Origin of the sequence: Paracidovorax wautersii (genome assembly GCF_031453675.1) — a bacterium.
In the GTDB taxonomy this organism is placed as follows: Bacteria; Pseudomonadota; Gammaproteobacteria; order Burkholderiales; family Burkholderiaceae_C; genus Paracidovorax.
Window position 1 is genome coordinate 3,107,455 of the sequence record NZ_JAVIZX010000001.1, and the last position, 25,144, is coordinate 3,132,598.

The 25,144-nt window shown below is 69.8% G+C and carries 19 protein-coding genes; 10 read left to right on the plus strand and 9 right to left on the minus strand.

Annotated features, from left to right (window positions below; translation table 11 throughout):
* Nucleotides 1-21: 21 nt before the first annotated feature.
* From QE399_RS14045 to QE399_RS14055, 3 genes are all read right to left on the minus strand, one after another.
* Nucleotides 22-1,500, minus strand: a complete 1,479-nt coding sequence (locus tag QE399_RS14045; RefSeq protein WP_309829457.1) for a Ppx/GppA phosphatase family protein — start codon at nt 1,498-1,500, stop codon at nt 22-24.
* A gap of 366 nt (nt 1,501-1,866) precedes the next feature.
* On the minus strand, nt 1,867-3,021 hold the full coding sequence (locus tag QE399_RS14050; protein ID WP_309829458.1) for an ABC transporter substrate-binding protein: 1,155 nt from the start codon (nt 3,019-3,021) through the stop codon (nt 1,867-1,869).
* Nucleotides 3,022-3,066: 45 nt separating this feature from the next.
* The gene (locus QE399_RS14055; RefSeq protein WP_309829460.1) at nt 3,067-3,555 is read right to left on the minus strand and encodes a fasciclin domain-containing protein; all 489 of its coding nucleotides are present in this window, start codon (nt 3,553-3,555) and stop codon (nt 3,067-3,069) included.
* A 214-nt stretch (nt 3,556-3,769) separates the two neighbouring features.
* Between QE399_RS14055 and pstS the strand changes: the two genes are divergently transcribed.
* The 7 genes from pstS to phoR all read left to right on the plus strand — a co-directional run bounded on the left by pstS (nt 3,770) and on the right by phoR (nt 10,733).
* Nucleotides 3,770-4,810: a phosphate ABC transporter substrate-binding protein PstS gene (gene pstS, locus QE399_RS14060; RefSeq protein ID WP_309829462.1), complete on the plus strand. Its 1,041-nt coding sequence runs from the start codon at nt 3,770-3,772 to the stop codon at nt 4,808-4,810.
* 150 nt (nt 4,811-4,960) lie between these two features.
* On the plus strand, nt 4,961-5,899 hold the full coding sequence (gene pstC, locus QE399_RS14065) for a phosphate ABC transporter permease subunit PstC (RefSeq protein ID WP_405043688.1): 939 nt from the start codon (nt 4,961-4,963) through the stop codon (nt 5,897-5,899).
* Complete coding sequence (gene pstA / locus QE399_RS14070) at nt 5,896-6,780, plus strand: phosphate ABC transporter permease PstA (protein WP_309829464.1); 885 nt, start codon at nt 5,896-5,898, stop codon at nt 6,778-6,780. Before pstC ends, pstA begins: the two co-directional genes overlap by 4 nt.
* Before the next feature lie 21 nt (nt 6,781-6,801).
* Entirely contained in the window at nt 6,802-7,584 is a 783-nt protein-coding gene (gene pstB, locus QE399_RS14075) for a phosphate ABC transporter ATP-binding protein PstB (RefSeq protein ID WP_309829467.1), read from the plus strand.
* 14 nt (nt 7,585-7,598) lie between these two features.
* Complete coding sequence (gene phoU / locus QE399_RS14080; RefSeq protein WP_309829469.1) at nt 7,599-8,300, plus strand: phosphate signaling complex protein PhoU; 702 nt, start codon at nt 7,599-7,601, stop codon at nt 8,298-8,300.
* A gap of 15 nt (nt 8,301-8,315) precedes the next feature.
* Nucleotides 8,316-9,023 (plus strand): phosphate regulon transcriptional regulator PhoB, encoded by a 708-nt coding sequence (gene phoB, locus QE399_RS14085; protein WP_309829471.1) that lies wholly within the window; start codon nt 8,316-8,318, stop codon nt 9,021-9,023.
* A gap of 339 nt (nt 9,024-9,362) precedes the next feature.
* Complete coding sequence (gene phoR, locus QE399_RS14090) at nt 9,363-10,733, plus strand: phosphate regulon sensor histidine kinase PhoR (protein WP_309829473.1); 1,371 nt, start codon at nt 9,363-9,365, stop codon at nt 10,731-10,733.
* Nucleotides 10,734-10,861: 128 nt separating this feature from the next.
* On the opposite strand, the gene QE399_RS14095 is transcribed toward phoR, so the two are convergent.
* The 5 genes from QE399_RS14095 to trxA form a co-directional block, all read right to left on the minus strand.
* Nucleotides 10,862-12,232 (minus strand): MATE family efflux transporter, encoded by a 1,371-nt coding sequence (locus QE399_RS14095; protein WP_309829475.1) that lies wholly within the window; start codon nt 12,230-12,232, stop codon nt 10,862-10,864.
* Nucleotides 12,229-13,929 carry a hypothetical protein gene (locus tag QE399_RS14100; protein ID WP_309829476.1) on the minus strand — a complete coding sequence of 567 codons (1,701 nt, stop codon included), beginning with the start codon at nt 13,927-13,929 and terminating at the stop codon, nt 12,229-12,231. The genes QE399_RS14095 and QE399_RS14100 overlap by 4 nt, the downstream gene beginning before the upstream one ends.
* Nucleotides 13,930-14,133: 204 nt before the next feature.
* Nucleotides 14,134-14,388 (minus strand): type B 50S ribosomal protein L31, encoded by a 255-nt coding sequence (locus QE399_RS14105; RefSeq protein ID WP_309829479.1) that lies wholly within the window; start codon nt 14,386-14,388, stop codon nt 14,134-14,136.
* A 118-nt stretch (nt 14,389-14,506) separates the two neighbouring features.
* Complete coding sequence (gene rho, locus QE399_RS14110) at nt 14,507-15,769, minus strand: transcription termination factor Rho (protein WP_309829481.1); 1,263 nt, start codon at nt 15,767-15,769, stop codon at nt 14,507-14,509.
* Nucleotides 15,770-16,075: 306 nt separating this feature from the next.
* Nucleotides 16,076-16,408: a thioredoxin TrxA gene (gene trxA / locus QE399_RS14115; RefSeq protein ID WP_309829483.1), complete on the minus strand. Its 333-nt coding sequence runs from the start codon at nt 16,406-16,408 to the stop codon at nt 16,076-16,078.
* A 118-nt stretch (nt 16,409-16,526) separates the two neighbouring features.
* Here trxA and QE399_RS14120 point away from each other — a divergent pair, with 118 nt between their 5' ends.
* The 3 genes from QE399_RS14120 (at nt 16,527) to QE399_RS14130 (ending at nt 24,149) form a co-directional block, all read left to right on the plus strand.
* The gene (locus QE399_RS14120) at nt 16,527-19,091 is read left to right on the plus strand and encodes a PD-(D/E)XK nuclease family protein (RefSeq protein ID WP_309829484.1); all 2,565 of its coding nucleotides are present in this window, start codon (nt 16,527-16,529) and stop codon (nt 19,089-19,091) included.
* Nucleotides 19,092-19,268: 177 nt separating this feature from the next.
* Nucleotides 19,269-22,724 (plus strand): UvrD-helicase domain-containing protein, encoded by a 3,456-nt coding sequence (locus tag QE399_RS14125; RefSeq protein WP_309829486.1) that lies wholly within the window; start codon nt 19,269-19,271, stop codon nt 22,722-22,724.
* Nucleotides 22,725-22,760: 36 nt separating this feature from the next.
* Nucleotides 22,761-24,149, plus strand: a complete 1,389-nt coding sequence (locus QE399_RS14130; RefSeq protein ID WP_309829488.1) for a TIGR03862 family flavoprotein — start codon at nt 22,761-22,763, stop codon at nt 24,147-24,149.
* Nucleotides 24,150-24,321: 172 nt separating this feature from the next.
* Here the strand turns inward: QE399_RS14130 and QE399_RS14135 are convergent, their stop codons facing one another.
* The gene (locus QE399_RS14135) at nt 24,322-25,065 is read right to left on the minus strand and encodes a hypothetical protein (RefSeq protein WP_309829490.1); all 744 of its coding nucleotides are present in this window, start codon (nt 25,063-25,065) and stop codon (nt 24,322-24,324) included.
* Nucleotides 25,066-25,144 lie beyond the last annotated feature (79 nt).

The following is a 25,144-nucleotide window of genomic DNA, read 5'->3' on the forward strand; positions in this document are numbered from 1 at the left end:
TATACCGTTTGACTTCGCGCGTCACGGCAGCTCGGCCGCGAACTCCCAGGGCGTCTTCTGCCAGGCCACGCTCTCTTCGCGCAGCAGATGCGCCGACTGGGGGTAGCTGGCTGCCCAGCCGGGCCGCGTGCTGATGGTGCAGCGCTGGCCCTGCAGGCGCAGCTGCAGGCCTTCCACGTCCGGCGCGCGGCGCGCGTGGCACAGCGCCACGGCCACGCGAAAGCACATCAGCTGCAGGGCGAAGGTCGGGTCGTCCAGGCCGGCCTCGAGCTTGCGCACCTTGCCGCGGTGGCCCAGCACCAGTTGGCTCAGGCGGTGCAGTTCGGGCAGGGCGAAGCCGGCGGCGTCGGTGTGGTCGAGGATGTAGGCGCCGTGGCGGTGGTAATCGCTGTGGGATATGCGGCAGCCCACCTCGTGCAGGCGGGCCGCCCAGTCCAGCTTGCGCGACGCGCGTTCGCTGCCGGCCGGCGCGGCCTGCTCAAACAGCGCGCAGGCCAGGCGGGCGACGCGCTCGGCATGCTCCGTATCCACCGCAAAGCGCTGCATCAGGCCGCGCACTGTGGCTGAACGCAGATCGGTGCCGGGCCGCTCGCGGTCCAGCAGGTCGTACAGAGCGCCCTGGCGCAGGGCGCCCTGGGCGACCTGCATGCGGTCGATCTCCAGCAGGTCGAAGACGGCGCGCAGCACGCTCACGCCGCCGCCGATCACGGGGCGGCGGTCTTCCTTGAGGCCCTCCATGCGCACGCGGTCGGCACTGCGGGCGCGCAGCAGCATCTCGTGCAGCGCATCCAGGCCCTCGCGCGTGATCACGCCCGGCGGGCCGCCCAGCGCCTCCAGGATGTCGCCCACGGCGCCCGCGGTGCCGGAGGAGCCGTAGGCCACGTCCCAGGCGTCGCGGCGGTAGGTGCCCAGAGCTTCATCGAGCACCGCCTTGGCGGCGATCTCTGCGGCCTGGAAGGCCTGGGGCGTGAACAGCCCTTCGGCGAAATAGCGGCTCGACCAGGCCACGCTGCCCACGCGGAACGAGGCGACGGCGTGCGGCGTGAACTGCTGGCCGAGGATGATCTCGGTGGAGCGGCCGCCGATGTCCACCACCAGGCGGCGCTCGTCGGATTGCGGCAGCAGGTGGGCCACCCCTTGGTAGATCAGGCGGGCCTCTTCGGGGCCGGAGACGATGTCGATCGGATAGCCCAGGATCTCGCTGCCGCGCTGGGTGAACTCGTCGCGGTTGCGCGCCTCGCGCAGGGTCTGGGTAGCGACGGCACGCACGTGGCCGCGCGGAAAGCCGGCCAGCCGCTCCGCGAAGCGCGCCAGGCAGTCCCAGCCGCGCTGCATGGCGGCGGCGCTGAGGTTGCGGTTCTCGTCCAGGCCGGCGCCCTGGCGGACGGTTTCCTTCAGGTATTCGACGCGTTGGATGTGGCCGTGCTCGAAGCGGCCGATTTCCAGGCGGAAGCTGTTGGATCCCAGATCCACAGCCGCGAGCAGTGTTCCATCTTGCATTGTTGTGCGCGGTCGGGCGCGCTGGTTTTCTGGCGGGGCAGCATAGCATCTGCGCCGCGCTGCCGGCCGTGCGATGACGGCCTTAGAGCCTGTTGACGATCTCACAGGGGACCGCGTTGGAGCGCAATCGGAATGAGTGGATGCCTCGGATGCGCCGCATGGGCTTGTGCCCATGCAAGCAGCCGGGGCGTCAAGGCGTCTTTCCTGTGGCCCGATTTCGCTCCAACCCTTCGGGCCGCGGTCTTTGCGGGCGGTCTGCGGCGTTGCGACGCTGGTGGATAGCGGGGGCTATCCACTGCGCACCGCGCCTTGCATCCCCTCCCGCAAAGGCCGCTGCGCGACCCCTGGAAGATCGTGAACAGGCTCTTAGCCCACGATGCGGCCATGGGCGCTCAGCATGGTCTGCGTGACGGGCGGAGTGACCAGCCGGCCGTCCTGGTAGCCCACGCTGAACCCGCCCACCTGCACGGTGGGGCGCTGGCGCAGGGCCGCCAGCACGCTGGCGCGGGTGAGTGGGCCGCTTACGCCCGCCAGCACCTCGGCGGTGTAGCGCGCGGCGATGAAGCCGGCCAGGCCCAGCGGCGAGGGGGGCTCGTCATACAGCCGGGCCAGCGCATCGCGGTAGGCGCGCACCACCGGCAACCCGGCCGTGACCGCCGGCACGGCCTGGGTGGCGATCACCGAGACGCCGCGTGGCACGCCGCCCAGCTGCGCCAGCACCTGCAGGTTCACATCCGCCAGTGCGATGACGTAGCACTGCCCGCCGGCGGGCAGCTGCAGCTGCCGCACGAAGCCGTGCAGCTCGGGGGTGCCGCCGATGAACAGCAGCAGCGCGTCCGGCGGCGGGCGCCCTGCGGTCTGGCCCGGGGCAGAGCTGGGCTGCGCGATGGTTCGCACCTGCAGCCGGAGCGCCGCGGCCGCCTGCGCCACGGAGGGCTGGAGCTGCTGCGCCAGCCGGCTGTCTGCGAACAGCACGGACAGGCGCTGCACGCCGATGTTCGCCAGCGACTTCAGTGCATGCGCGATCTGCGCCTGGTAGTCCGGAAACACGCGGAACACGGTGTCGGTGCAGTCCGCGTACTGGCGCAGCAGCCAGGGCGCGATCTGGGCCAGCGGCGCGCCTGTGGACGGCAGGGCGGCAATGGCCGCGGCCGCATCGTCGGCCACGCAGCCCGACAGTGCCAGGCAGGCGCTGTCCGCCCCGGCCGCTTGGACGGCCGTGCGCAGGGTGGCTGGGCTGCCGTCGGTTTCGAACACCAGGTGCTGCACCGGGCGGCCCTTGATGCCGCCGCGGGCGTTCACCTCCTGCCACGCGGCGCGCGAGCCGGTGAGGAAATCGCGTCCCACGTCCTGGTGGGCGGCCGACATGTCCGCGATCTGGGCCACGGCCAGCGTGCGCGGGGCATCGCCCTGGGCCCCGGCCGGCAAAGCCGCCCCGGCGCCGAGCGCGCCGGCGCACCCCAACCATTGCCTGCGGCTGAGGCCGCGGACGGCCGGAGGGTGAGGGCGGCTGTCTGCCATCGGATGGGTCTTGGGGCGGTGGTAAGCGGCTTCTGCAGCAGTGGCTTACTTCTTAGGCGGCATCAGCACGCGGTCGATCACGTGCATTACGCCGTTGCTGGCGCGCAGGTCGGCCTGCTCCACCATGGCGTCTTCCACCGTCACGAAGGTGCCGGCGCGGGACACGGCCACATTGGCGCCCTGCAAGGTCTTCAGATTGCCGGCCTTCAGGTCGGCGGCGGCCAGGGCGCCGGGCACGATGTGGTAGCTCAGCACGGCCTTGAGCTGCGCCTTGTCGGCCTTGAGAGCGGCCAGGGTCTTGGCGGGCACCGCCTGGAAGGCCGCGTCCGAGGGGGCGAATACGGTGTAAGGGGCGGCGCCCTCCAACGTGCCGGCCAGGCCGGCTTCCGCGACCAGTTGCTGGAAGGTGCTCAGACCCTTGGTATCAGCGACCGTGCCGCTCAGGGTGCGGGAGGTCGGCGCGCTGGCGCAGGCGCCCAGCAGGGCGGCCGTGGCCAGGATGAGGACGGATTGAAGGGCATTGCGGCGGAACATGGACGAATCTCCCGAGGGGTTGTGATGGGCCGATCCCCGGCGGGCCGCGGATCGGTGGCGGGAATCTACGCAGCCTCTGCGACAGCCCTGTGACACTTTTGTGGCGCTGCACCGCGGGCGGCGCCTGTGACATGCCGGGATGACTGTCACGACGATGTCATAAACGCCACCTAGAGTCGCCCTCATTGATTTTTCCCAACCAAGAGGTCTCTTCATGAAACTGTCTGCGATTCGTGTCCTGGTGTCTGGTGTCGTCGCTGCGGGTGCCTTCTCCAGCGCCTGGGCGCAACAGGAAGCCACCGGCGCCGGCGCCAGCTTCCCGGCTCCCCTGTACTCCAAGTGGGCTGCCGACTACAACAAGGCCACGGGCGTGAAGATCAACTACCAGTCCGTGGGCTCCGGCGCCGGCCTGCGCCAGATCGAAGCCAAGACGGTGGACTTCGGCGCTTCCGACGCCCCCCTGAAGGACGACGAGCTGACCAAGAAGGGCCTGGTGCAGTTCCCCACCGTCATCGGCGGCATCGTGCCCGTGGTCAACATCAAGGGCATCGCTCCCGGTCAGATGAAGCTCAACGGCCAGGTGCTGGGCGACATCTACCTGGGCAAGATCACCAAGTGGAACGACGACGCCATCAAGGCGCTGAACCCTGGCGTGAACCTGCCCGACGCTGCCATCGCCCCGGTGCGCCGCGCCGACGGTTCGGGCACCACGTTCGGCTTCACCAACTACCTGAGCAAGGTGAATGCCGAGTGGAAGTCCAAGGTCGGCGAAGGCACGGCCGTGAACTGGCCCACCGGCGCGGGCGGCAAGGGCAACGAGGGCGTGGCCGCCTTCGTGGGCCGTCTGCCCAACTCCATCGGCTATGTCGAGTACGCCTACGTCAAGCAGAACAAGCTGACCTACACCCAGCTGCAAAACAGCGCCGGCAGCTTCGTGTCGCCTGACGATGGCACCTTCAAGGCGGCTGCCGCCGGCGCCGACTGGGCCAAGAGCTTCTACCAGATCCTGACCAACCAGCCCGGCAAGGATGCCTGGCCCATCACCTCGGCCACCTTCATCCTGATGCAGAAGTCGCAGGACAAGCCGGCGCAGGCCGCCACCGCCCTGAAGTTCTTCGAATGGGCCTACAAGTCGGGTGACAAGACCGCTGCCGATCTGGACTACGTGCCCATGCCCGACAGCGTCAAGAACGTGATCCTGAAGTCGTGGGACGACATCAGGGACACTTCGGGCAAGGCGATTGCCCTGAAGTAAAAACCGGGGGCGGCCCGCGCAGGCGGGCTGCCCCTTTCGCTCAACCATCGAAGGCCCACCGACGTGTCCTCAACGTTGCCCGTCCGCCCCGCGCCGTCCCTGGACGCCGCGCCGGGCATTCCCCGTACCACCCCTCCGCCACGCTCTCCCATGATTTCCGGTGTCATCGCTGACCGCATCTTCGGCTGGCTGGCGCGTGGCGCCGCGCTGCTGACGCTGGCGCTGCTGCTGGGCATCCTGGCCTCGCTGGTGGTCGGCGCCTGGCCTTCGATCACACAGTACGGCCTGGGCTTCCTGACGAGCAGCGTCTGGGACCCCGTCCAGAACGAGTACGGCGGCCTGGTGATGATCTACGGCACGCTGGCCACCTCCATCATCGCGCTGCTGATCGCCGTGCCGGTCAGTTTCGGCATCGCCCTGTTCCTGACCGAACTGTCGCCCGCGTGGCTCAAGCGCCCCCTGGGCACGGCCATCGAACTGCTGGCCGCCGTGCCTTCCATCGTGTACGGCATGTGGGGCCTGATGGTGTTCGGCCCCATCCTCGCCACCTACGTCCAGCAGCCGCTGCAGTCGCTCTTCGCGGGCGTGCCGGTGCTGGGCGCCTTCGTGTCCGGCCCGCCGGTCGGCATCGGCATTCTGGCGGCCGGCATCATCCTGGCCATCATGATCATTCCGTTCATCGCTGCGGTGATGCGCGATGTGTTCGAGGTCACGCCGGCCCTGCTCAAGGAGTCGGCCTACGGCCTGGGCTCCACCACCTGGGAGGTGGTCTGGAAGGTCGTGCTGCCCTACACCAAGACCGGCGTGCTCGGCGGTGTCATGCTCGGCCTGGGCCGTGCGCTGGGCGAGACCATGGCCGTCACCTTCGTCATCGGCAACATGAACCAGCTCAGCTCGCTGTCGATCTTCGACGCGGCCAACAGCATCACCTCGGCACTGGCCAACGAGTTCGCCGAAGCCGGCGAGGGCCTGCACCAGGCCTCGCTGATCTACCTGGGCCTGGTCCTGTTCTTCATCACCTTCGTGGTCCTGGCGCTGTCCAAGGTCCTGTTGTCGCGCCTCAAGAAGGGCGAGGGAGCCCGCGCATGAGCAGCACGTCGCAAAAACTCATCTCCGCGGCCGAACTGGCTCAGGTGCGCCAGGCGCGCTACGCGGGTCGCAAGCGGGTGAACCAGATCGCACTCACGCTGTCGCTGGCCGCCATGGCCTTCGGCGTGTTCTGGCTGATCTGGATCCTGTGGGAAACCGTCCGCCTGGGCGTGGGCGGACTGAGCCTGGCCCTGTTCACGGAGATGACACCGCCGCCCAACGAGGCGGGCGGCATCTCCAATGCTATCTACGGCTCCTTCGTGATGGTGCTGCTGGCCACTTTCGTCGGCACGCCCGTCGGCATCATGGCCGGCGTCTACCTGGCGGAATACGACCCCCGTGGCTGGCTGGCTTCCACCACCCGCTTCGTCAACGACATCCTGCTGTCGGCGCCCAGCATCGTCATCGGCCTGTTCGTGTACGCGGTGGTGGTGGCGCGCTTCAAGAGCTTCTCGGCCTACGCCGGCGTGCTGGCCCTGGCGCTGATCGTGATTCCGGTGGTGATCCGCACCACCGAGAACATGCTCACGCTGGTGCCCGCCAGCCTGCGCGAAGCGGCCTATGCCCTGGGCACGCCCAAGTGGAAGGTCATCACCCTGGTCACGCTGCGCGCTGCCCGCGCCGGTGTCATCACCGGGGTGCTGCTGGCCGTGGCCCGCATCGCCGGCGAGACCGCGCCGCTGCTGTTCACCGCGCTGAACAACCAGTTCTGGAACTCCGACCTGTCCAAGCCCATGGCCAGCCTGCCGGTCACGATCTTCAAGTTCGCCATGAGCCCGTATGAGAACTGGCAGCAGCTGGCCTGGGCCGGCGTGTTCCTCATCACCGTGGCGGTGCTCGGCCTCAACATCCTGGCCCGCGTGCTGACGCGCCAGAAGTAAGCTTTTCTCCAGGGAAACCACATGCCCCTTCACAAGACGACCTCGCCCGCCGCGTCCAAGATCACGGTGCGCGACCTGAACTTCTACTATGGCAAGTTCCACGCCCTCAAGGGCATCAACCTCGACATTCCCGAGAAGAAGGTCACCGCCTTCATCGGTCCGTCGGGCTGCGGCAAGTCGACGCTGCTGCGCACCTTCAACCGCATGTTCGAGCTGTACCCCGAGCAGCGCGCCGAAGGCCAGATCGTGCTGGACGGCGAGAACCTGCTGACCAGCAAGCAGGACGTGGCGCTCATCCGCGCCAAGGTCGGCATGGTGTTCCAGAAGCCCACGCCGTTCCCCATGTCCATCTACGACAACATCGCCTTCGGCGTGAAGCTGTTCGAGAGCCTGAGCGCGACCGACATGGACGACCGGGTGGAATGGGCCCTGCGCAAGGCCGCGCTGTGGAACGAGGTGAAGGACAAGCTCAACCAGAGCGGTTCCGGCCTCTCCGGCGGGCAGCAGCAACGGCTGTGCATCGCCCGCGGCATCGCCATCAAGCCCGAGGTGCTGCTGCTGGACGAGCCCTGCTCGGCGCTGGACCCGATCTCCACCGCCAAGGTGGAAGAGCTGATCGCCGAGCTGAAGAACGACTACACGGTGGTCATCGTCACCCACAACATGCAGCAGGCTGCGCGTTGCAGCGACTACACCGCCTACATGTACCTGGGCGATCTGGTCGAGTTCGGCGAGACCGAGCAGATGTTCTTCAAGCCGCAGCGCAAGGAAACCGAAGACTACATCACCGGCCGTTTCGGCTGACAGGAGACGCGGCAATGCCAGAAAAACACCTTTCCTCCCAGTTCGACAGCGAACTCAACAGCATCTCGGCCCGCGTGATGGAACTCGGCGGCCTCGTCGAGTCGCAGATCCGCCAGGCCATCTACGCGCTGTCGCAGTTCAGCGTCGAAGCGGCTGCCCAGGTCGAGGCCATCGAGCTGCGCGTGAACGCGATGGAAGTGGAGATCGACCACGAGCTGTCGTCCATCATCGCCCGGCGTCAGCCCACGGCACGCGACCTGCGCCTGCTCATCGCTTTCAGCAAGGCCACGGCCAACCTCGAGCGCATGGGCGACGAGGCTACCAAGATGGCGCGCATGGTCAAGTCCATCATCGAGAGCGGTTCGGCGCGCTCGCTGCCCACCAACGACCTGCGGGTGGCGGCCGATCTGGCCTCCGGCCTGCTGCGCAAGGCGCTGGACGCCTTCGCCCGGCTGGACACCAAGGGCGCTGTGTCCATCCTCAAGGAGGACGACCTGATCGACAAGGAGTTCGACGGTTTCGTGCGCAAGCTCATCACCTACATGATGGAAGACCCGCGTACCATCTCCTCCAGCCTGGACCTGCTCTTCCTGGCCAAGGCCATCGAGCGGATCGGCGACCATTCCAAGAACGTAGCCGAACTGATCATCTATCTCGTCAAGGGCAAGGATGTGCGGCATACGACGCTCGACGAGATCGAATCGGCCGTGCTCTGAAAGGCGGTGGACTGAATGAAGAAGCTACCCCGTGTGCTGATCGTCGAGGACGAGTCGGCGATTGCCGAACTCATCGCCGTCAATCTGCGCCACAACGGTTTCCAGCCGATCTGGTCCGAGGACGGCGAGTCGGCCCAGCGCGAGCTGGATGCCGTGCTGCCCGACGTGATCCTGCTCGACTGGATGCTGCCCGGCCAGAGCGGCCTGCAGCTGGCGCGCAAATGGCGTGCCGACAGCCGCACCAAGCCTATTCCCATCCTCATGCTCACCGCCCGCGGCGATGAGCCCGACAAGGTGGCGGGCCTGGACGCGGGCGCCGATGACTACATCACCAAGCCGTTCTCCACGCAGGAGCTGCTGGCGCGCATCCGCGCCGTGCTGCGCCGCCGCGCGCCCGAGCAGGTGAGCGACAGCGTCACCATCGGCGACCTGGTGCTGGATGCCGCCACGTACCGCGTGACCTTCCAGGGCCAGCAGCTCAAGGTCGGCCCGACCGAGTTCAAGCTGCTGCACTTTCTGATGAAGCATTCCGAGCGCGTGCACAGCCGCGCGCAGTTGCTGGACAAGGTGTGGGGCGACCACGTCTTCATCGAAGAGCGCACGGTGGACGTGCATGTGAAACGCCTGCGCGAAGCACTGGGCGTGGCCGGCGCCATGGTGGAAACCGTGCGCGGCGCGGGCTACCGGCTCACGGCGCAGCCGCAGGCGCTGATGCGCGCTTGAGCCGGCGCACAACCCCCTGAGCGGCTGCGCCGCTTCCCCCTTCTCTCGGCTTCGCCGGGAAGGGGGACGACGCCGGTGGCCGGGCAAAGCCCGTTCCACGGCGTCTGCTGGTCTGGCCTGCTCCGCGGCCTTTTGATGGGTGACGGGGTGCCTGTTCTGACTGCGGCGCCCCGGCGCAAAATGGGGGCTCGATCTTGGGATGACCACCCGCAAGATTGACGCTCCGTCTACCGTCTACCGTCTACCGTCTACCGTCTACCGTCTACCGTCTACCGTCTACCGTCTACCGATGACTCTTGCTGCAAGGCGTCAGGCCTTACTCCTCACATCACTGCATCCATGTTCTGGCGATTCGTTTTCTTTCTGGCCTGCCAACTGACGGGCGGTGTGCTGGGGTGGTGGCAGGGCGGGGCCTGGGGCGCCGCCATCGGTGCGGCGGTGGGCGCGTGGGTCTGTTTCGTGTGGGACCTGTGGCGCGGCGGCCGGGTGCTGGCGTGGCTGCGCCATGGGGAGCTGCAGCGCGCGCCGTCGCTACGCGGCATGTGGGGCGAGGCGGCCGACCGGGCGCGGCGTCTGCTGCGCCAGCGGGAGCTGGATCTGCAGCGCAGCGAACGCCGCCTGCAGGAGATCCTGGAGGCACTGCAGGCGTCGCCCAACGGCGTCGTGCTGCTGGACGGCGATGGCCGCATCGAGTGGTGCAACCAGGTGGCGGCCAGCCATTTCGGCATCGACACCGGGCGCGACCAGATGCAGTCCATCGGCAACCTGGTGCGCGACCCGGACTTCAGCGCCTACTACGCCGGCGGCGATTTCTCGCACGACGTGGTGCTCCAGGGGCGCGAGAGCAAGCTGTCGCGGCCCGTGCGCATTTCCGTGCACCTGCACCCGTATGGCGACGGCCGCAAGCTGCTGCTGTCGCGCGACGTGACGGCGCTGGAGCAGGCGGACGCCATGCGGCGCGATTTCGTGGCCAACGTCTCGCACGAAATCCGCACGCCGCTGACGGTGCTGGTCGGCTTCGTCGAGACGCTGCAGACGCTGCCCCTCACCAAGGACGAGCAGGACCGCTACCTGGGCATGATGTCGCAGCAGGCGGCGCGCATGCAGAACGTGGTGCAGGACCTGCTCACGCTGTCCCGGCTGGAGGGCAGCCCGCCGCCCGGCATGAACGAGTGGGTGCCGGTCGAGGCCTTGCTGCGCCGCTGCGAGGAAGAGGCGCGCGGCCTGTCGGCGATGCTGGTGCAGGACCCGGGGCGGCAGCACGACATCGCCTTCCCGCCGCCCGAGGCCCTGCGCGCGGCCGGCCAGGTGGCCGGGGTGGTGCCCGAACTGCAGAGCGTGCTGTCCAACCTGGTCAACAACGCCGTGCGCTACACGCCGCCCGGCGGCCGCATCACGGTGGAATGGCTGCCTCTGGAGGACGGCGGCGCGCGCTTTTCCGTGCGCGATACCGGGCCGGGCATCGAGGCGGTGCACATCCCGCGCCTGACGGAGCGCTTCTACCGCGTCGACCGCAGCCGCTCGCGCGAGACGGGCGGCACCGGGCTGGGCCTGGCGATCGTCAAGCACGCGGTGCAGCGCCACGGAGCCACGTTGCACATCACCAGCACGGTGGGCCGGGGCTCCGTCTTCTCGGTCATCTTTCCCGCACAGCGTGTGCAGCGGCCGGCAGCGATCCCGGCGCCCGCAGCGGTGGCCACCGCCGCCTGAAGCCGCCGAGCCACCGCTGGCGATGCGGCGGCGTGCGGTGCCGACCGGCCATCGCGGTGCTTTGGATTTGGAGTGTTTTAGGCCTCTAGCGCTTGCTGGATAAGCGCAATCAGCTATAGTATTGGTAGCTAATGTGTCGGCCCGGCGGCAGGCACAGGCCGGCGGCGCAACACCCGCAGCAGCATCCCGCTGAATGCCGCCGCCGTCACGGCCAGGGCGATTGCGCTGGCGGCCCAGAACGCGGCAGGCGAGCCGGTCGGCCCCCAGCCGGCCAGCCCGCGGTAGGCCAGCAGATAGCCGCCCGCCAGGCCGCCGCCCCACAGCAGCACGCAGTACACGACCAGCGGCGCCAGGGTGATGCCGTAGCTGCGCAGCACGAAGATGCACAGCGTCTGCAATGCGTCCGCCACGTGGTAGCCGGCCACCCACAGCAGCAGCGCCGCAGTCAGTGCCACTACCTCTGCGCTGCTCGAATACAGCCCCGCCAGCGGCGCGCGTCCCAGCAGCAGGAGCAGCGCCAGCGCCAGACCCAGCCCTGCCGCCAGGCGCAGGCCCATCCATGCCACGGCGCGCGCCTGGGCCTCGTCGCCCGCGCCGCGCCAGTAGCTCACGCGCGCGCTGGTCGCGATGGCCAGCGACAGCGGCACCATGTAGAGCACGGCCGTGAGGTTGGAGGCGATCTGGTGCGCAGCCGAGGCCAGCGTGCCCTGGCGGGCGATGAACAGCGCCATCAGCGTGAACGATGTCACCTCCACCAGAATCGACAGTGCGGCGGGCACGCCCAGCCGGGCGAAGCGCCCGATCTGCGCCGGATCGGGCCGCTCCAGGGGCCGCCACAGGTCCAGCGGCCGGTACATGGTTTGCGTGCGCAGCATGCCGATCGCCAGGGCCAGCAGGCTGGCATTCACGGCCAGGGTCGCCCAGGCGCAGCCCACCACACCCTGCGGCGCCAGTCCGGCGCCGCCGAAGGTGAACCAGATCGACAGCGGCACCTTGATGGCCAGCGAGCCCACCTGCAGCCAGGTCACCAGCTGCGGCCGGCCCAGCGCCTGGTTCAGCGTGCTGTAGATGCGGAACAGCAGCGCCGGTGGCAGCGCGAAGGCGACGATGGCCAGGTAGCGCTCCACATCGCCGCGCAGCGCCTGGGGCACCTCGGTCCAGCGCAGGATCGCCCCGGGCGACAGCAGCACCGCCATGCCTGCGACGGAAGCCAGCGCCCACAGGTACAGCGACTGGCGCACGCTGGCGCCGATGGCCGACTGCGCGCGCGCGCCGTGCTGCTCCGCCCACACGGGCAGCAGCGCCTGCAGCAGGCCCATCAGCGCCACATACACGCTGATGAAGATGGCCGCGCCGATCGAAAGGGCCGCCAACGCCTCTTCGGAGTGGCGGCCGGCGACGATGGTGTCTGCCACCCCGAACGCCATCACGGCAAGCTGGCCTGCCAGCACCGTCGCCCCGTGGCGCAGGACGATGGAGCGCTCCGACGTCGCGGTCACTGGGCGGGCGGCTTCGTGCGGCGCAGCACCAGCAGCCGGTCGTTCTTGTCGGTCGGCCGCAGGATGTCGGCCACCTGCTTCCATTCCTTGCGGGGCAGCACGGTGAACACCGGCGGCTGGACGGTCGCATCCGCCACCAGCCAGCGGCAGGCTTCCGATCTTTGGCCAGGGGCCACGTCCAGGCCCGCCTGGTACTGCAGCGCGGCGATCTGCGCGCGGCTCAGGCCGTAGGTGCCCACGCAGCCGGCATCCGGGCCGATCGTCTGCGCCACCATGCGCATCTGCGGGCCGTAGCTGCGGCCGTAGTCCAGCAGCGGCAGCCACAGCGTCATCAGCATCACCCAGCCCAGCACGGCGCCGCCGGCCGGCAGCACCAGGCTCTTCCAGATGGCGGCGCGGTTGCGCGACGCACGCCACCAGACCAGTGCGCACCAGGCCACGGTGGCGGCCAGGGCCACCACGAAGGCCAGCAGCGAGAACGACGGCACGAAGCCCGGCGCCAGCTTGGCCACGTTGGCAGCAGGCTTGGCCGGCACGCCCGTGTGCACCGAGAGCCAGATCACCCAGATGGTGATGGCCGACACGCTGAAGAACAGCAGCGTGAACCAGTCGATCAATGCCGAGATGCTGCGCCGCAGCGTGGGCAGCGCGAAGGCCGCAAGGATCGCCAGCGCCGGCAGTCCCAGCAGCAGCGCACGGTCGGCGGGCTGGGTGGTCAGCGTGGCGGTGACCGCGACCCCGGCAAACCACAGCGGCAGCAGCAGATGGCGATGCAATTCGCGGCTCACGATCTGGCGGCGCCAGCGCCAGAGCGTCCACAGCGCCAGCGGCCACGTGGGCCACGAGAACCACAGCAGCAGGCGCGCCAGGCTCTGCCATTCCTTGGCCCCTTCCGCATCCACGATGCGCCAGCGCCAGAGGTCCAGCTTCCACGCCAGCAGCGCCGACAGGAGCGTGAGCGCCACCAGCGCGGCAGCCCAGGGCGTGCGGTTGCGTGGGGTATCCGAGGCAGACCACTGCACCAGCGCCGCGCCGCCCAGGCCCAGCAGCACGGCCAGGGCCGGCGCGCAGCTCAGCACCATGCCGAACAGCCCGGCGGCGGCCGCAGCGATGGGCGCTGCCGTGCGGTAGGGCAGCGCCGCTGCCGCGAAGAAGACCAGGGTGCTGCAGGTCAACTGGGTCACGTAGCTCGTGATCTCGTGCGAGAACTGGGCCAGTCCCAGGCTGGCGATCAGGGCCAGCAGGCCCGCGTCGGCCATGGCGCGGGCATAGTCGGTGGGCCGCGCCTCGCCGCCGAAGGCAAACGCCACGGGCTGCGCGCCCGGGCTGCGGGCAAGGTAGTAGGCCGCATACCACGTGGCCACCAGCGTGATCACCAGCATGGCCATGAAGGGCAGGCGGCTGGCCATCTCGGGCGACAGCATCGGCGAGAAGACTTTCAGCGACCACGCGCCCAGCCAGTAGGGCAGCAGGCCTTCGGTGTCGGGCGGCTGGCCGCCCAGCAGCGGCGCCATCCACGGCGTGCGGCCCAGGGCCAGTTCCTGCATGTAGCCGAAGGCCGATACATCGGCGTTCTTCCAGGGGTCGCGGCCGACGAAGCCGGGAACGACATAGGCGATGCACAGCAGCAGCAGCGCCCAGCGCGGCAGCGTGCGCACGGCGCTCTGGGGCACGATGGCAGGGGTAGGGTGGATCACGACGGGTTCAGTTACCGGAACGAGGAGAGGCGGGCACGCGAGGCCCGCGCCCGAGGATAGCGGCAAAGCGCAAACAAAAAAGGCAGCGCGGGTAACCGGGCTGCCTTTTTGGAAAGCGGTGGAAATCTGCGCGGCGTGGCCGCTGCTGCGTAGCGCTGCAGGCGCGGGCCTGCGCAGATGCCAGGGCGCTTTCTTCGCGCTGCTTTACTTCGCTGCGGTCTTGCCGAAACGGTTGCGGAAGCGCTCCACGCGGCCACCCATGTTGTCCACGGACTTTTGCGTGCCCGTGTAGAAGGGGTGCGATTCGGAGGAGGTGTCCAGCTTGAACAGCGGGTATTCCTTGCCTTCGAAGGTTTCGGTTTCCTTCGTGTTCACGCACGAACGCGTCACAAACTTGAAGCCGTTGGACAGGTCCGCGAACAGCACTTCGCGGTAGTTGGGGTGAATGCCTTCTTTCATGATCTTCCTTAAGTTCAGCTGCGGGAGCCGCGCCAGCCAGTCTGGCGTACTTTCCGCAAGAAAAAGCCCGCCATTATCGCATGGCAGGCTGTCTTGGCAATAACTTCGGCAGGGCGGGTCAGCCGCCGCGGCGCATGGCCTCGAAGAAATCGTTGTTGGTCTTGGTCTCGCGCATCTTCTTGATCATGAGTTCCATCGACTCGATCTCGTCCATGTTGTACATGAACTGGCGCAGGATGCGGGTCTTCTGCAGGATCTCGGGCGCCAGCAGCAGTTCCTCGCGGCGCGTTCCGCTCTTGTTCAGCTCGATGGCCGGGAACACGCGCTTCTCATACAGGCGGCGGCTCAGGTGCACTTCGCAGTTGCCGGTGCCCTTGAACTCTTCGAAGATCACTTCGTCCATGCGGCTGCCGGTGTCGACCAGGGCCGTGGCGATGATCGTCAGCGAACCGCCTTCCTCGACCTTGCGTGCAGCGCCGAAGAAGCGCTTGGGGCGCTGCAGCGCGGCAGCGTCCACGCCGCCCGAGAGCACCTTGCCGCTGGAGGGCACGACGTTGTTGTACGCGCGGGCCAGGCGGGTGATCGAGTCCAGCAGGATCACCACGTCCTTCTTGAGTTCGACCAGACGCTTGGCGCGCTCGATGACCATCTCGGCCACGTGCACGTGGCGGGCGGCGGGCTCGTCGAAGGTGGAGGCGATGATTTCGCCCTTCACCGAGCGCTGCATTTCCGTCACTTCTTCAGGGCGCTCGTCCACCAGCAGCACCATCAGGTGCACGTCGGGGTTGTTGGCCGTGATGGCGTGGGCGATGTGCTGCATCATCACCGTCTTGCCGCTCTTGGGCGGTGCGACCACCAGGGCACGCTGGCCGCGGCCGATGGGCGAGACGATGTCGATGATGCGGCCGGTGATGTTCTCTTCGCCCTTGATGTCGCGCTCGAGCTTCATCTGCTCCTTCGGGAAGAGCGGCGTCAGGTTCTCGAACATGACCTTGTGCTTGTTCTGCTCCGGCGGGCCGCCGTTGACGGCGTCCAGCTTGGTCAGCGCAAAGTAGCGCTCGCCGTCCTTGGGCGTGCGCACTTCGCCTTCGATCATGTCGCCAGTGTGCAGGTTGAAGCGGCGGACCTGGCTGGGCGAGATGTAGATGTCGTCCGTGCTCGCGGTGTAGCTCGTGTCGGGGCTGCGCAGGAAGCCGAAGCCGTCGGGCAGGATTTCGAGCACGCCGTCGGCGAACACCTGTTCCCCGGCCTTGGCGCGCTTCTTGATGATCGCGAACATCAGCTCCTGCTTGCGCATGCGGCCCGTGTTTTCGATCTCAAGCTCTTCGGCCTGCTTGAGGACTTCAGACACGTGCAGTGCCTTGAGTTCGTTTAAGTGCATGGAGTGACTCCTTGACGGAGTGGAATTTGAAAATTCAGGGGGGAGGTTGCGTGCCGTGCGGTGCGTTGGGGTGCACACCTGGGCAGACCTGGATCTGAAACCAGCCGCCTATGCATGCGGGCTGGTGATCGACGCAGATTATGACAGGAAAAAAATCAGGAGCATCTAGCGCTGGTGCGGGCTGCGCAGCTCAAGCGTAGGAGCGGAGCGGGCCGGTGAAGCGGGGCGCAGGCGCACAAGGCGCACCAGAAACGAGGTGTGGAGCAGGGCGCGGACGGCTCCAGCCGCGCCATGCTCCCTCGCGGATCAGGCCAGTTGCTGGTCGATGAAGGCCGTGAGCTGGGCCTTGCTCATGGCGCCCACCTTGGTGGCGGCCAGTTCACCGTTCTTGAACAGCATCAGCGTGGGAATGCCGCGGATGCCATACTTGGCCGGGATCTCGCGGTTCTCGTCCACGTTCATCTTGGCTACCGTCAGCTTGCCTTCGTAGGTGCCTGCGACTTCGTCCAGGATGGGGGCGATCATCTTGCAAGGGCCGCACCACTCGGCCCAGTAATCCACCAGCACCGCGCTGCTGGACTGGAGCACATCGGCTTCAAAGCTGGCGTCGGAGAGATGTTTGATGAGTTCGCTTGCCATGGCGCTTTCCTTGGGTTGTGCAAGTGGGAAGGTGGGGTACGTGGGTACGTATAAAGTCCAGGGCATTGTGACAGAAACCGATTCCCCGCTTCCCGTTATGGATGCGCCCTGCGCCGCTATGACAGTCATAGCGAAAAATGATCATGTGGCGCAGGCTTGGCAGTCCGTGTTCCGGCGCGTGCGTGCCCATGCGGCGGCGCGGGGCGCGCATGCGGCGCGCACGGTCGTGCTGGTGCCCTATGCGCAGCTGATGGCCGAGGGCCGCCGCCAGTGGGCCCGGCAGTTTCCCGACGGCTTCATGCCGCGGTTCGAGACCACTCGCAACTGGGCGCGCCAGCTGGGCGCGCCCGAACCGGTGGGCGATGAGCTGGCGCACGACGTGGCCCGCGACGCCATCACCGCGCGCGGATTGCTGGACCAGGCCGGCCTGTCCGAGCAGCGCGAAGCCCTGGCCACGCCGCTGCTGGACATGGCCGCGCAGCTGGCCGCCGCGGCCGCCGCCGTGCCGCCGCTGGCCCGCGGCGCCTGGAGCGAGCGCGCGCGGGCCCTGCTGCCCGCCGGCGGCGATGGCGGCGCCCTGCGCCTGGAGGCCGCCGCGGCGCGCATCGCGCTGGAATGGGTGCTGGCCTCCGCGCATGCCACCGACGTGCTGTTCGATCCCGGCGTGCGGCCGACCGTCGATGCGCTGGTGGTGCTGCAGGGCTTTCAGCCCGACCCGTTGGCCCAGGCCCTGGTGGCCCATTGGGGCGACGCCGCCCTGGAGCTGGAACCCTGGCGCGAGGGCGACACCTCGGAAGCCCCCGCCACCCTGGCGGCGCTGCATGCCGCGAACGAAGGCGAGGACGAAGCCCAGCGCGCGGCAGCCTGCGTGCTGCGCCACCTGGAGACCGGCCACACGCCCATCGCCCTGGCTGCCACCGACCGCGCGCTCACCCGGCGCGTGACGGCATTGCTCGGTGGCCTGGGCGTGACGGTGCACGATGAAAACGGCTGGACGCTGTCCACTACGCGCGCCGCCGCGCAGCTGATGGCCACGCTGCGCGCCGCGGCCTGGAATGCGCCTGCCGATGCCGCGCTCGACTGGCTCAAGCAACTGCCGGCGGTGGATGGCCGGGCGCTGCGCCTGCTGGAGAAGTGGCTGCGCCGCGCCGGCCTGCGCCAGTGGAGCGCGGCGTCGGCCTTGGACCTGTCCCGCGACGCTGCCCTGGCACCCGCGGCCGCCCTCATCGCCCAGGCGCAGGCCTGGCGCGAGCCTCTGCGCGCCGCACGCCCCCTGGCCGAATGGCTGGCCGCGCTGCGTGGCGTGCTGCAGCAGACGCAGCTGTGGGAGGTGCTGGAGGCCGACCCGGCCGGCCAGCGTGTGCTGGACGAGCTGCGCCTGCGCGAGGGGCTGGAGGCCGACCTGCAAGGCCTGGCCGGCGCACCGCGCCGCATGGGCCAGGTGGATTTCACCCGCTGGGTGGACGATGTGCTGGAGGCCGGCCGCTACCGGCCCGACACGCCCATGGATGCCGCCGTGGTGGTGCTGCCGCTGTCCCAACTGCTGGCCCGTCCGTTCTGTGCCCTTGTGCTGCCCGGCTGCGATGAAAAGCGGCTGCAGGCCGCGCCCGAGCCGCCCGGCCCGTGGACGCAGGCGCAGCGCGAAGGGCTGGGCCTGCCCACGCGCGATGTGCTGGAGGCCGCGCAGCGCGCCGCCTGGCACAGCGCTCTGCACACGCCGCGCGTGGACGTGCTCTGGCGCGAGGGCGACGAAGGTGGGGAGCCGCTGCTGGCCAGCCCGCTGGTGCTGGCTTTGCGACTGGACGGCCAGGCCGCCGCCGGCGCGGATGCCCGCCTGGCCCGCACCGTGCCCGCCGCCCCCGTCGAACGGCCGCTGCCCGTGGGTGCCAGCCTGCCGGTGGCGCAGCTCTCGTCCAGCGCCTATGCCGATCTGCGGCATTGTCCCTACCGCTTCTTCGCCCTGCGCCAGCTGCAGCTGCAGGAGTCCGATGAGCTGGGTGCCGATGTGGACAAGCGCGACTTCGGCACCTGGCTGCACGCCGTGCTGCAGCACTTCCATGAGACGCTGGCCGACGCGCCGACGGACGATTTGGCCGCGCGCCGCGCGCTCATGGACGCCGCCGCCGAGGCCGCTACGCGGGAGCAGCGGCTCGACGCGGGCGAGTTCCTGCCCTTCGCCTCCGGCTGGCCGGCGCTGCGCGAAGGCTACCTGCAATGGCTGGCCGGGCACGAAGCCTCGGGGGCGTCCTTCCGCCAGGCCGAGGTGCGTGCCACACAGCCTTTGGGCCCGCTGCAGCTGGTGGGCATGCTGGACCGCGTCGATGCCGTGCACCCGCCCGGCGGCGGCGAGTCCATGGCGCTCGTCATCGACTACAAGACCGAGAACGACACCGCGACACGCAAGCGCCTGGCGATCGGGTCCGAAGACACGCAGCTCGCCTTCTACGCGGCGCTGCTGCAGGACGACGCGTTGCGTGCCGCCTATGTGAACGTGGGCGAGCGCGGCGAGACCCGCACCCATGAGCAGCCCGACGTGGTCGCCCTGCGCGACCAGCTCGTGGAAGGCATCCTGCACGACTTCACGCGCATCGCCGAGGGTGCGCCCTTGCCGGCGTTGGGCGAGGGCTCGGTGTGCGAATGGTGCGCTGCCCGCGGGCTGTGCAGGAAAGACTTCTGGAAGTGATTAAGAACACCCCCCTGAGGCGCTGCGCGCCTTCTCCCCGCTCTCGCTACGCTGCGCTTCGCGGGCAGGGAGACGACGCCAGCGCGGCGGGGCGGCCCTTGCGCGGCGTCTGCTGGGCTGGGCCGCGCCGGTCTCAAGTGCCGCTGCCTTTGGTGATGGCTGCAGTGATGAACGCCCATGAGGGAGGTGCGCATGCAAGCCGCCTATGAGCACAACGGCCGCCCCGTCACGCGGGAGGCTTTCTACGCCATCGCCTGCGACCCGGCGCGCAGTGTGGCGGTGGAGGCGTGCGCGGGGGCGGGCAAGACCTGGATGCTGGTCTCGCGCATGCTGCGGGCGCTGCTCGATGGCTGCGCGCCGCACGAGATCCTGGCCATCACCTTCACCAAGAAGGCCGCGGGCGAGATGCGCCAGCGGCTGCAGGAGTGGCTGCAGGAGTTCTCCGAATGCCCGCTGCCGCGCCTGGAACAGGAGCTGGTTTCCCGCGGAATCAGCCCGCAGCGCGCTCTGGAGCAGCGCGAGCAGCTACAAAAACTGTACCGCCGCATGCTGGATGCCGGCCGGCCGGTGCAGATCCGCACCTTCCACAGCTGGTTCGCCGCGCTGCTGGGCACGGCGCCGCTGGCCGTGCTGCAGGCGCAGGGCCTGCCCGCCAACTACGAGTTGCTGGAGGACGACGCCGAGGCCGTGCGCGAGGTGTGGCGCCCCTTCCTGCAAACGGTGGCGCAGGACGCCGCGCTGCGTGCCGATTACGAGGCCGCCGTGGCGTGCCACGGCCGCTCGCAGACGCACAAGGCGCTGGAGGGCGCGCTGTCCAAGCGGGTGGAGTTCACGCTGGCCGACGAGGCCGGCATCGTCGATGCGTCGGTACCCGCCTTCGGCGAGCGCTTTCCCGATCTGGCCGGCCTGCCGTCGCCCGCCCATGCGCTGGCCGCGCCCGCCGCGCAGCAGCGCTGGCACGGCTGGGCGCGCGCGCTGGGCGCCGAGGCGAACAAGACGCCGCAGAAGGCCGCCGATGCGGTGATCGACGCCTTCGCCTGCGGCGATCCGGAACAGGGCCTCGACCAACTGCGGCGCGCCTTCTTCGTCGCCAAGGAAGACCGCCTGAGCAAGAACCTGGAGAAGTTCGCCGCCGCGCAGGAGGCCGAGGCCGAGCTGCAGCGCCTGTGCACCGCACGGCGCCAGCACGAGGCCTGGCAGCACCAGCAGCGCATGGCACGGCTCACGCGCAGCCTGGTGGCGGCTTTCGCCCAGCTCAAGCGCGAGCGCCGCTGGGTGGACATGAACGATGTGGAGCGTACGGCGCTGGTGATGCTGTCCGACCCGGTGCTCTCGGGCTGGGTGCAGGAGCGGCTCGATGCCCGCGTGCGCCACCTGCTGGTCGACGAGTTCCAGGACACCAACCCGCTGCAGTGGCAGGCACTGCACGCCTGGCTGGCGGGCTACGCCGGATCGGGCGGCGGCGCGCAGGCGCCCAGCGTGTTCATCGTGGGCGACCCCAAGCAGAGCATCTACCGCTTCCGCCGCGCCGAACCGCAGGTGTTCCTGGCGGCGCAGGCCTTCGTGTGCGAGGGGCTGGGTGGCGACCTGCTGAGCTGCGACCACACGCGCCGCAACGCCACGGGCGTGATCGCGGCCGTCAACGCCGTGATGCAGGCCGCGCAGGCGGCCGGCGAATACGCCCACTTCCGCGACCACACGACAGAATCGCGCGACCCCGGCGCGCTGCTGCGCCTGCCGGCCATCCTTCCGCCGGATGCAGAGGAAGAGGATGGTGAAGGGGCCGGCACCGCGCCGCGCGACCCGCTGGCCTGGCGCGACAGCCTGACCCAGCCGCGCCACGAACCCGAGGAAACCCAGCGCATGCGCGAGTGCGCCCAGGCCGCGCAGTGGGTGGCCGCACAGATCGCCGCCGGTGTGCCGCCGCGCGAGATCATGGTGCTGGCCCGCAAGCGCGACCGCCTGGCTGCCATGCAGGACGCCCTGCGCGCGCTGCACCTGCCCTGCGTGCAGCCCGAGAAGGCCGAGCTGGGCGAGGCGCCCGAGGTGCAGGACATCGTCGCACTGCTCGATGCCCTGGTCTCGCCGGGGCATGACCTGTCGCTGGCGCGCGCGCTCAAATCGCCGCTGTTCGGCGTGGACGACGCGGCACTGGTGCAGCTGGCGCTGCTGCGCCGCCAGCCCGCGCATGCCGCGTGCAGTTGGTTCGATCTGCTTCAAAAAGAGGAGCTGCTTGCGCAGGAACTGCAAGCGCTGGGGCCGGTTTTGGCGCTGTATCGCGACTGGGCGGCCACGCTGCCGCCGCACGATGCGCTGCAGGCCATCTACCAGCACGGCGACGTGCTGGCGCGCTTTGCCGCCGCCGCTCCGTCCACGCAGCGCGCGGCGGTGCTGGCCAACCTGCGCGCCCTGCTGGCCGCCGCGCTGGAGCAGGACGGCGGCCGCTACCTCACGGCCTACGCCTTCGTGCGGGCCATGAAGCGCCCCGGCGCGCGCGCGCCCGGCCGGGTGGATGCCCAGGCCGTGCGCCTGCTCACGGTGCATGGCGCCAAGGGGCTGGAAGCGCACAGCGTGCTGCTGCTGGACACCGACACCCGCGGGCAGAAGACCGAGACCATGGGCGCGCTGGTCGACTGGCCGGGCGAGTCGCCCGTGCCGCGCTGCTTCGCCTTCCTGGCCAGCGAATCGAGCCCGCCGCCCTCGGCCGAGGCCGTGCTGGCCGCCGAACGGGCCGAGCGCCAGCGCGAGGAGCTCAACACCCTCTACGTGGCCATGACCCGCGCCAAGCACTGCCTGGCGCTGTCGTCCGTGCGGCCTGCGAGCGCGGCCCCCGGCAGCTGGTGGAACCGGCTGGAGCCCTTGCTGGCCGATGTGCCCGTGCCAGAGACCGGCGAGGCCGCGGACGCCTCGCCGGCCGCGGAAACGGTCACGCTGGCGGAGCTGCCCGCGCCCGCCGTGCCGCAGCAGCCCGCCGCCGCCGACAGTGCGGCGCGGGCCGCGGTCGCCTCCACGCCCCAGAGCCGCCAGGGCGAGGCCATGCACCAGTTGCTGGAACAGGCCGGCGTGGCGGGCGCGCCGCTGGCAGCGCTGCGCCGCGAAGGCTGGAGCGCCGCACGCCTGGCGCAGCTGGCGCGGGCCTTCGACATCGCCCCCGCTGCGGCCCGGGTAGCCGCCGCCCTGGCGCAGCGCATCCTGGCCGGGGAGGGCGCCTGGGCGTGGGAGCCGGACCAGATCGACCAGGCCGCCAACGAGGCGCCGCTGGCCTTCCGCGGCCAGAGCCTGCGCCTGGACCGCCTGGTGCGCCGCCGCGCTACGGCACAATCGCCCGCCCATTGGTGGGTGCTGGATTACAAGAGCGCGGCCCAGCCGGAACGCCAGCCCGAGCTGATCGCCCAGCTGCGGCTGTACCGCGAGGCCGTGCAGGCGCAGATGCCGGACGAGCCGGTGTCGGTGGCCTTCCTCACCGGCGACGGCCGGCTGGTCGTGGTCGATGGCGGCGGGGCGGAGGGCGATGCGCCTTTCTCCCCGGCATCCGCGGCCCCGGTCCCGCAGGCGCCATCCGCGCCAGCCCCGCTACCGCCATCCCCGTCTTCCGGCGGCGACGAGCCGTCGCCCCAGCGCTCCCTGTTCTGACCGGCCCCAGGCGCCGCTGCCCTGATCGAGACTTCCATGACCTCCGCTGCTTCCTCTTCCGATTCTTCTCCCATCGCCTGCGACGCCGCCATCATCGGCGGCGGGCCGGCCGGCCTCATGGCCGCCGAGGTGCTGGCCGCTGCCGGCGTGGCCGTGCACGTGTTCGACGCCATGCCCTCCGTGGGGCGCAAGTTCCTGCTGGCGGGCAAGGGCGGCCTGAACCTCACGCATTCCGAGCCGGCCGAACTGTTTTCTACCCGCTTCGGGGCCCGTGAGCCGGCGCTGGCGGCGCCCCTGGCGAGCTTCGGCGCGCAGGCGCTGCGCGACTGGGCGCAGGCCCTGGGCGTGGAGACCTTCGTGGGCACCTCCGGCCGCGTGTTCCCCACCGACATGAAGGCCGCGCCGCTGCTGCGCGCCTGGCTGCACCGGCTGCGCAGCCAGGGCGTGCAGCTGCACATGCGCCACCGCTGGCTGGGCTGGGCGGGCGAAGCCTCTGCCGAAGGCGGCGCTGATGCGGCGCAGACCGCGCAGGTGCTGCGCTTCGCCGCGCCCACGGGCGAGGTGCTGGTGCACGCGCGCGCCGTGGTGCTGGCGCTGGGGGGCGGCAGCTGGGCGCGGCTGGGCTCCGACGGCGCCTGGGTGCCGCTGCTGGCTGAGCGCGGCGTGCCCGTGGCGCCGCTGCGGCCTGCCAACTGCGGTTTCGACGTGCCGCGCCTGACCGAGCCCGGCGGCCCCATCGGCGCTACGCGGCGCGACTTCTTCAAGGAACTGCTGGGCCGCCAGAGCACGCCCACCGTGGGCTGGACGCCGTTCTTCACCGAGCGCTTCGCCGGCCAGCCGTTCAAGTCGGTGGCCATTGCCTTCACCGACAGCCAGGGCCGGCACTTCGCGCGGCGCGGCGAGTTCGTGGCCACGGTCACGGGCGTGGAGGGCAGCCTGGTCTATGCCGTCTCAGCCTTGCTGCGCGACGAGATCGAGGCCCACGGCCACGCCACCTTCACGCTGGACCTGCTGCCGGACCACACGCCCGAGCGCGTGCTGGCCGAGGTGCAGCACCCGCGCGGCTCGCGCAGCCTGACCAGCCACCTCAAAAGCCGCCTGGGGCTGGACGGCATCAAGGCCGCCATCCTGTACGAGCAGCTGGGCAAGGAGGGCATGAACGACCCCGCCGCGCTGGCCCAGGCCATCAAGGCGCTGCCCATCACGGTGGTGGCGCCGCGCCCGCTGGACGAAGCCATCAGCACCGCCGGCGGCGTGCCCTTCGAGTCGATGGACGGCCATTTGATGCTCGGCGCCGTGCCGGGCGTGTTCTGCGCGGGCGAGATGCTGGACTGGGAGGCGCCCACTGGGGGCTACCTGCTCACCGCCAGCTGCGCCACCGGGCGGGCCGCGGGCCGCGGGGCGCTGCAGTGGCTGCGCCGCTGAAGTGCGTCGCGGAAGGCGGAATGGCACGCCAGCCTGGGGTGTGTTTTTTGCTATGAAAGTAAGAGCGATTGGCGCTTGTCAGTCGGCCACTTCAGATGCAAATGCATTTGAAATCATGGTGTATCAAGCGCACCGTGCTACTTAATCAGTAGCGACCGCCATCACCACGCTCTTAGAACTTCGCGCGGTAGTACAGCATGGGCTTGCCGCGCTTGGCGCGCAGTACCAGCCGCGAGCCACTCTCCAGCTGCATGCCGATGGCGCCGAACTCCGGCATCAGGGCGCCCGTACGGGCGGACGACCACTGCATCTCCACCCGCGTGCCGTAGCTGGGCTGCTGCGCCAGCCAGATGAGCTGCATGGCGTCCGGGGCGGGTGCGTTCTGCGGTGCACGCGCCCAGGCGGCCACGTCCAGCTGCCGCCGCGTGTCCCACTGCGAGCGCCACCGCACGCCCATGTCCAGGCTGCGGGGCAAGGCCGCCGTTGCGCCGGGCTGCGCTGCTGCTGTCGGGCCGCTCAGCGTGCTCACCCCCAGGCTCACGCCCAGGCTGCGCGGCTGCTCGGGCGTCATCCAGCGGGTGATGCTGCTCGACTGCAGCGTGCCGCCCAGGGCGGGCGCCGGGCCCCCGGCAGCCTGCTGCGCGTCCAGGCTGGCGGCCGTGGGCAGTTGGGGATAGGTGGCGGTGTGGTATTCGAGGGCGGGAGCTGCCCGTCCCGGCAGCGACGCCATGGCCACGGCGTGCAGGCCTTCCGGCGTGTCTGCCGCCCAGCTGCCGGTGCAGGCGGCCATGCAGAGCGACAGGGGGGCGACGATGCGCAGGCCGGGCGCCCGCGCCGCCGTCAAGGCGCGCCACGTGCCTGCGGATGGGGCTGCGCTGCGGGCGACGGAGACCGGCATGGGGACGGACGGAGGCATGGCAGCACCTGGCGATGCAGTAGGAACGATGGCGGCAGTGTGCGCAGCAAAGTTCCCTGGCCGCCGGCCCCAAAAGCGC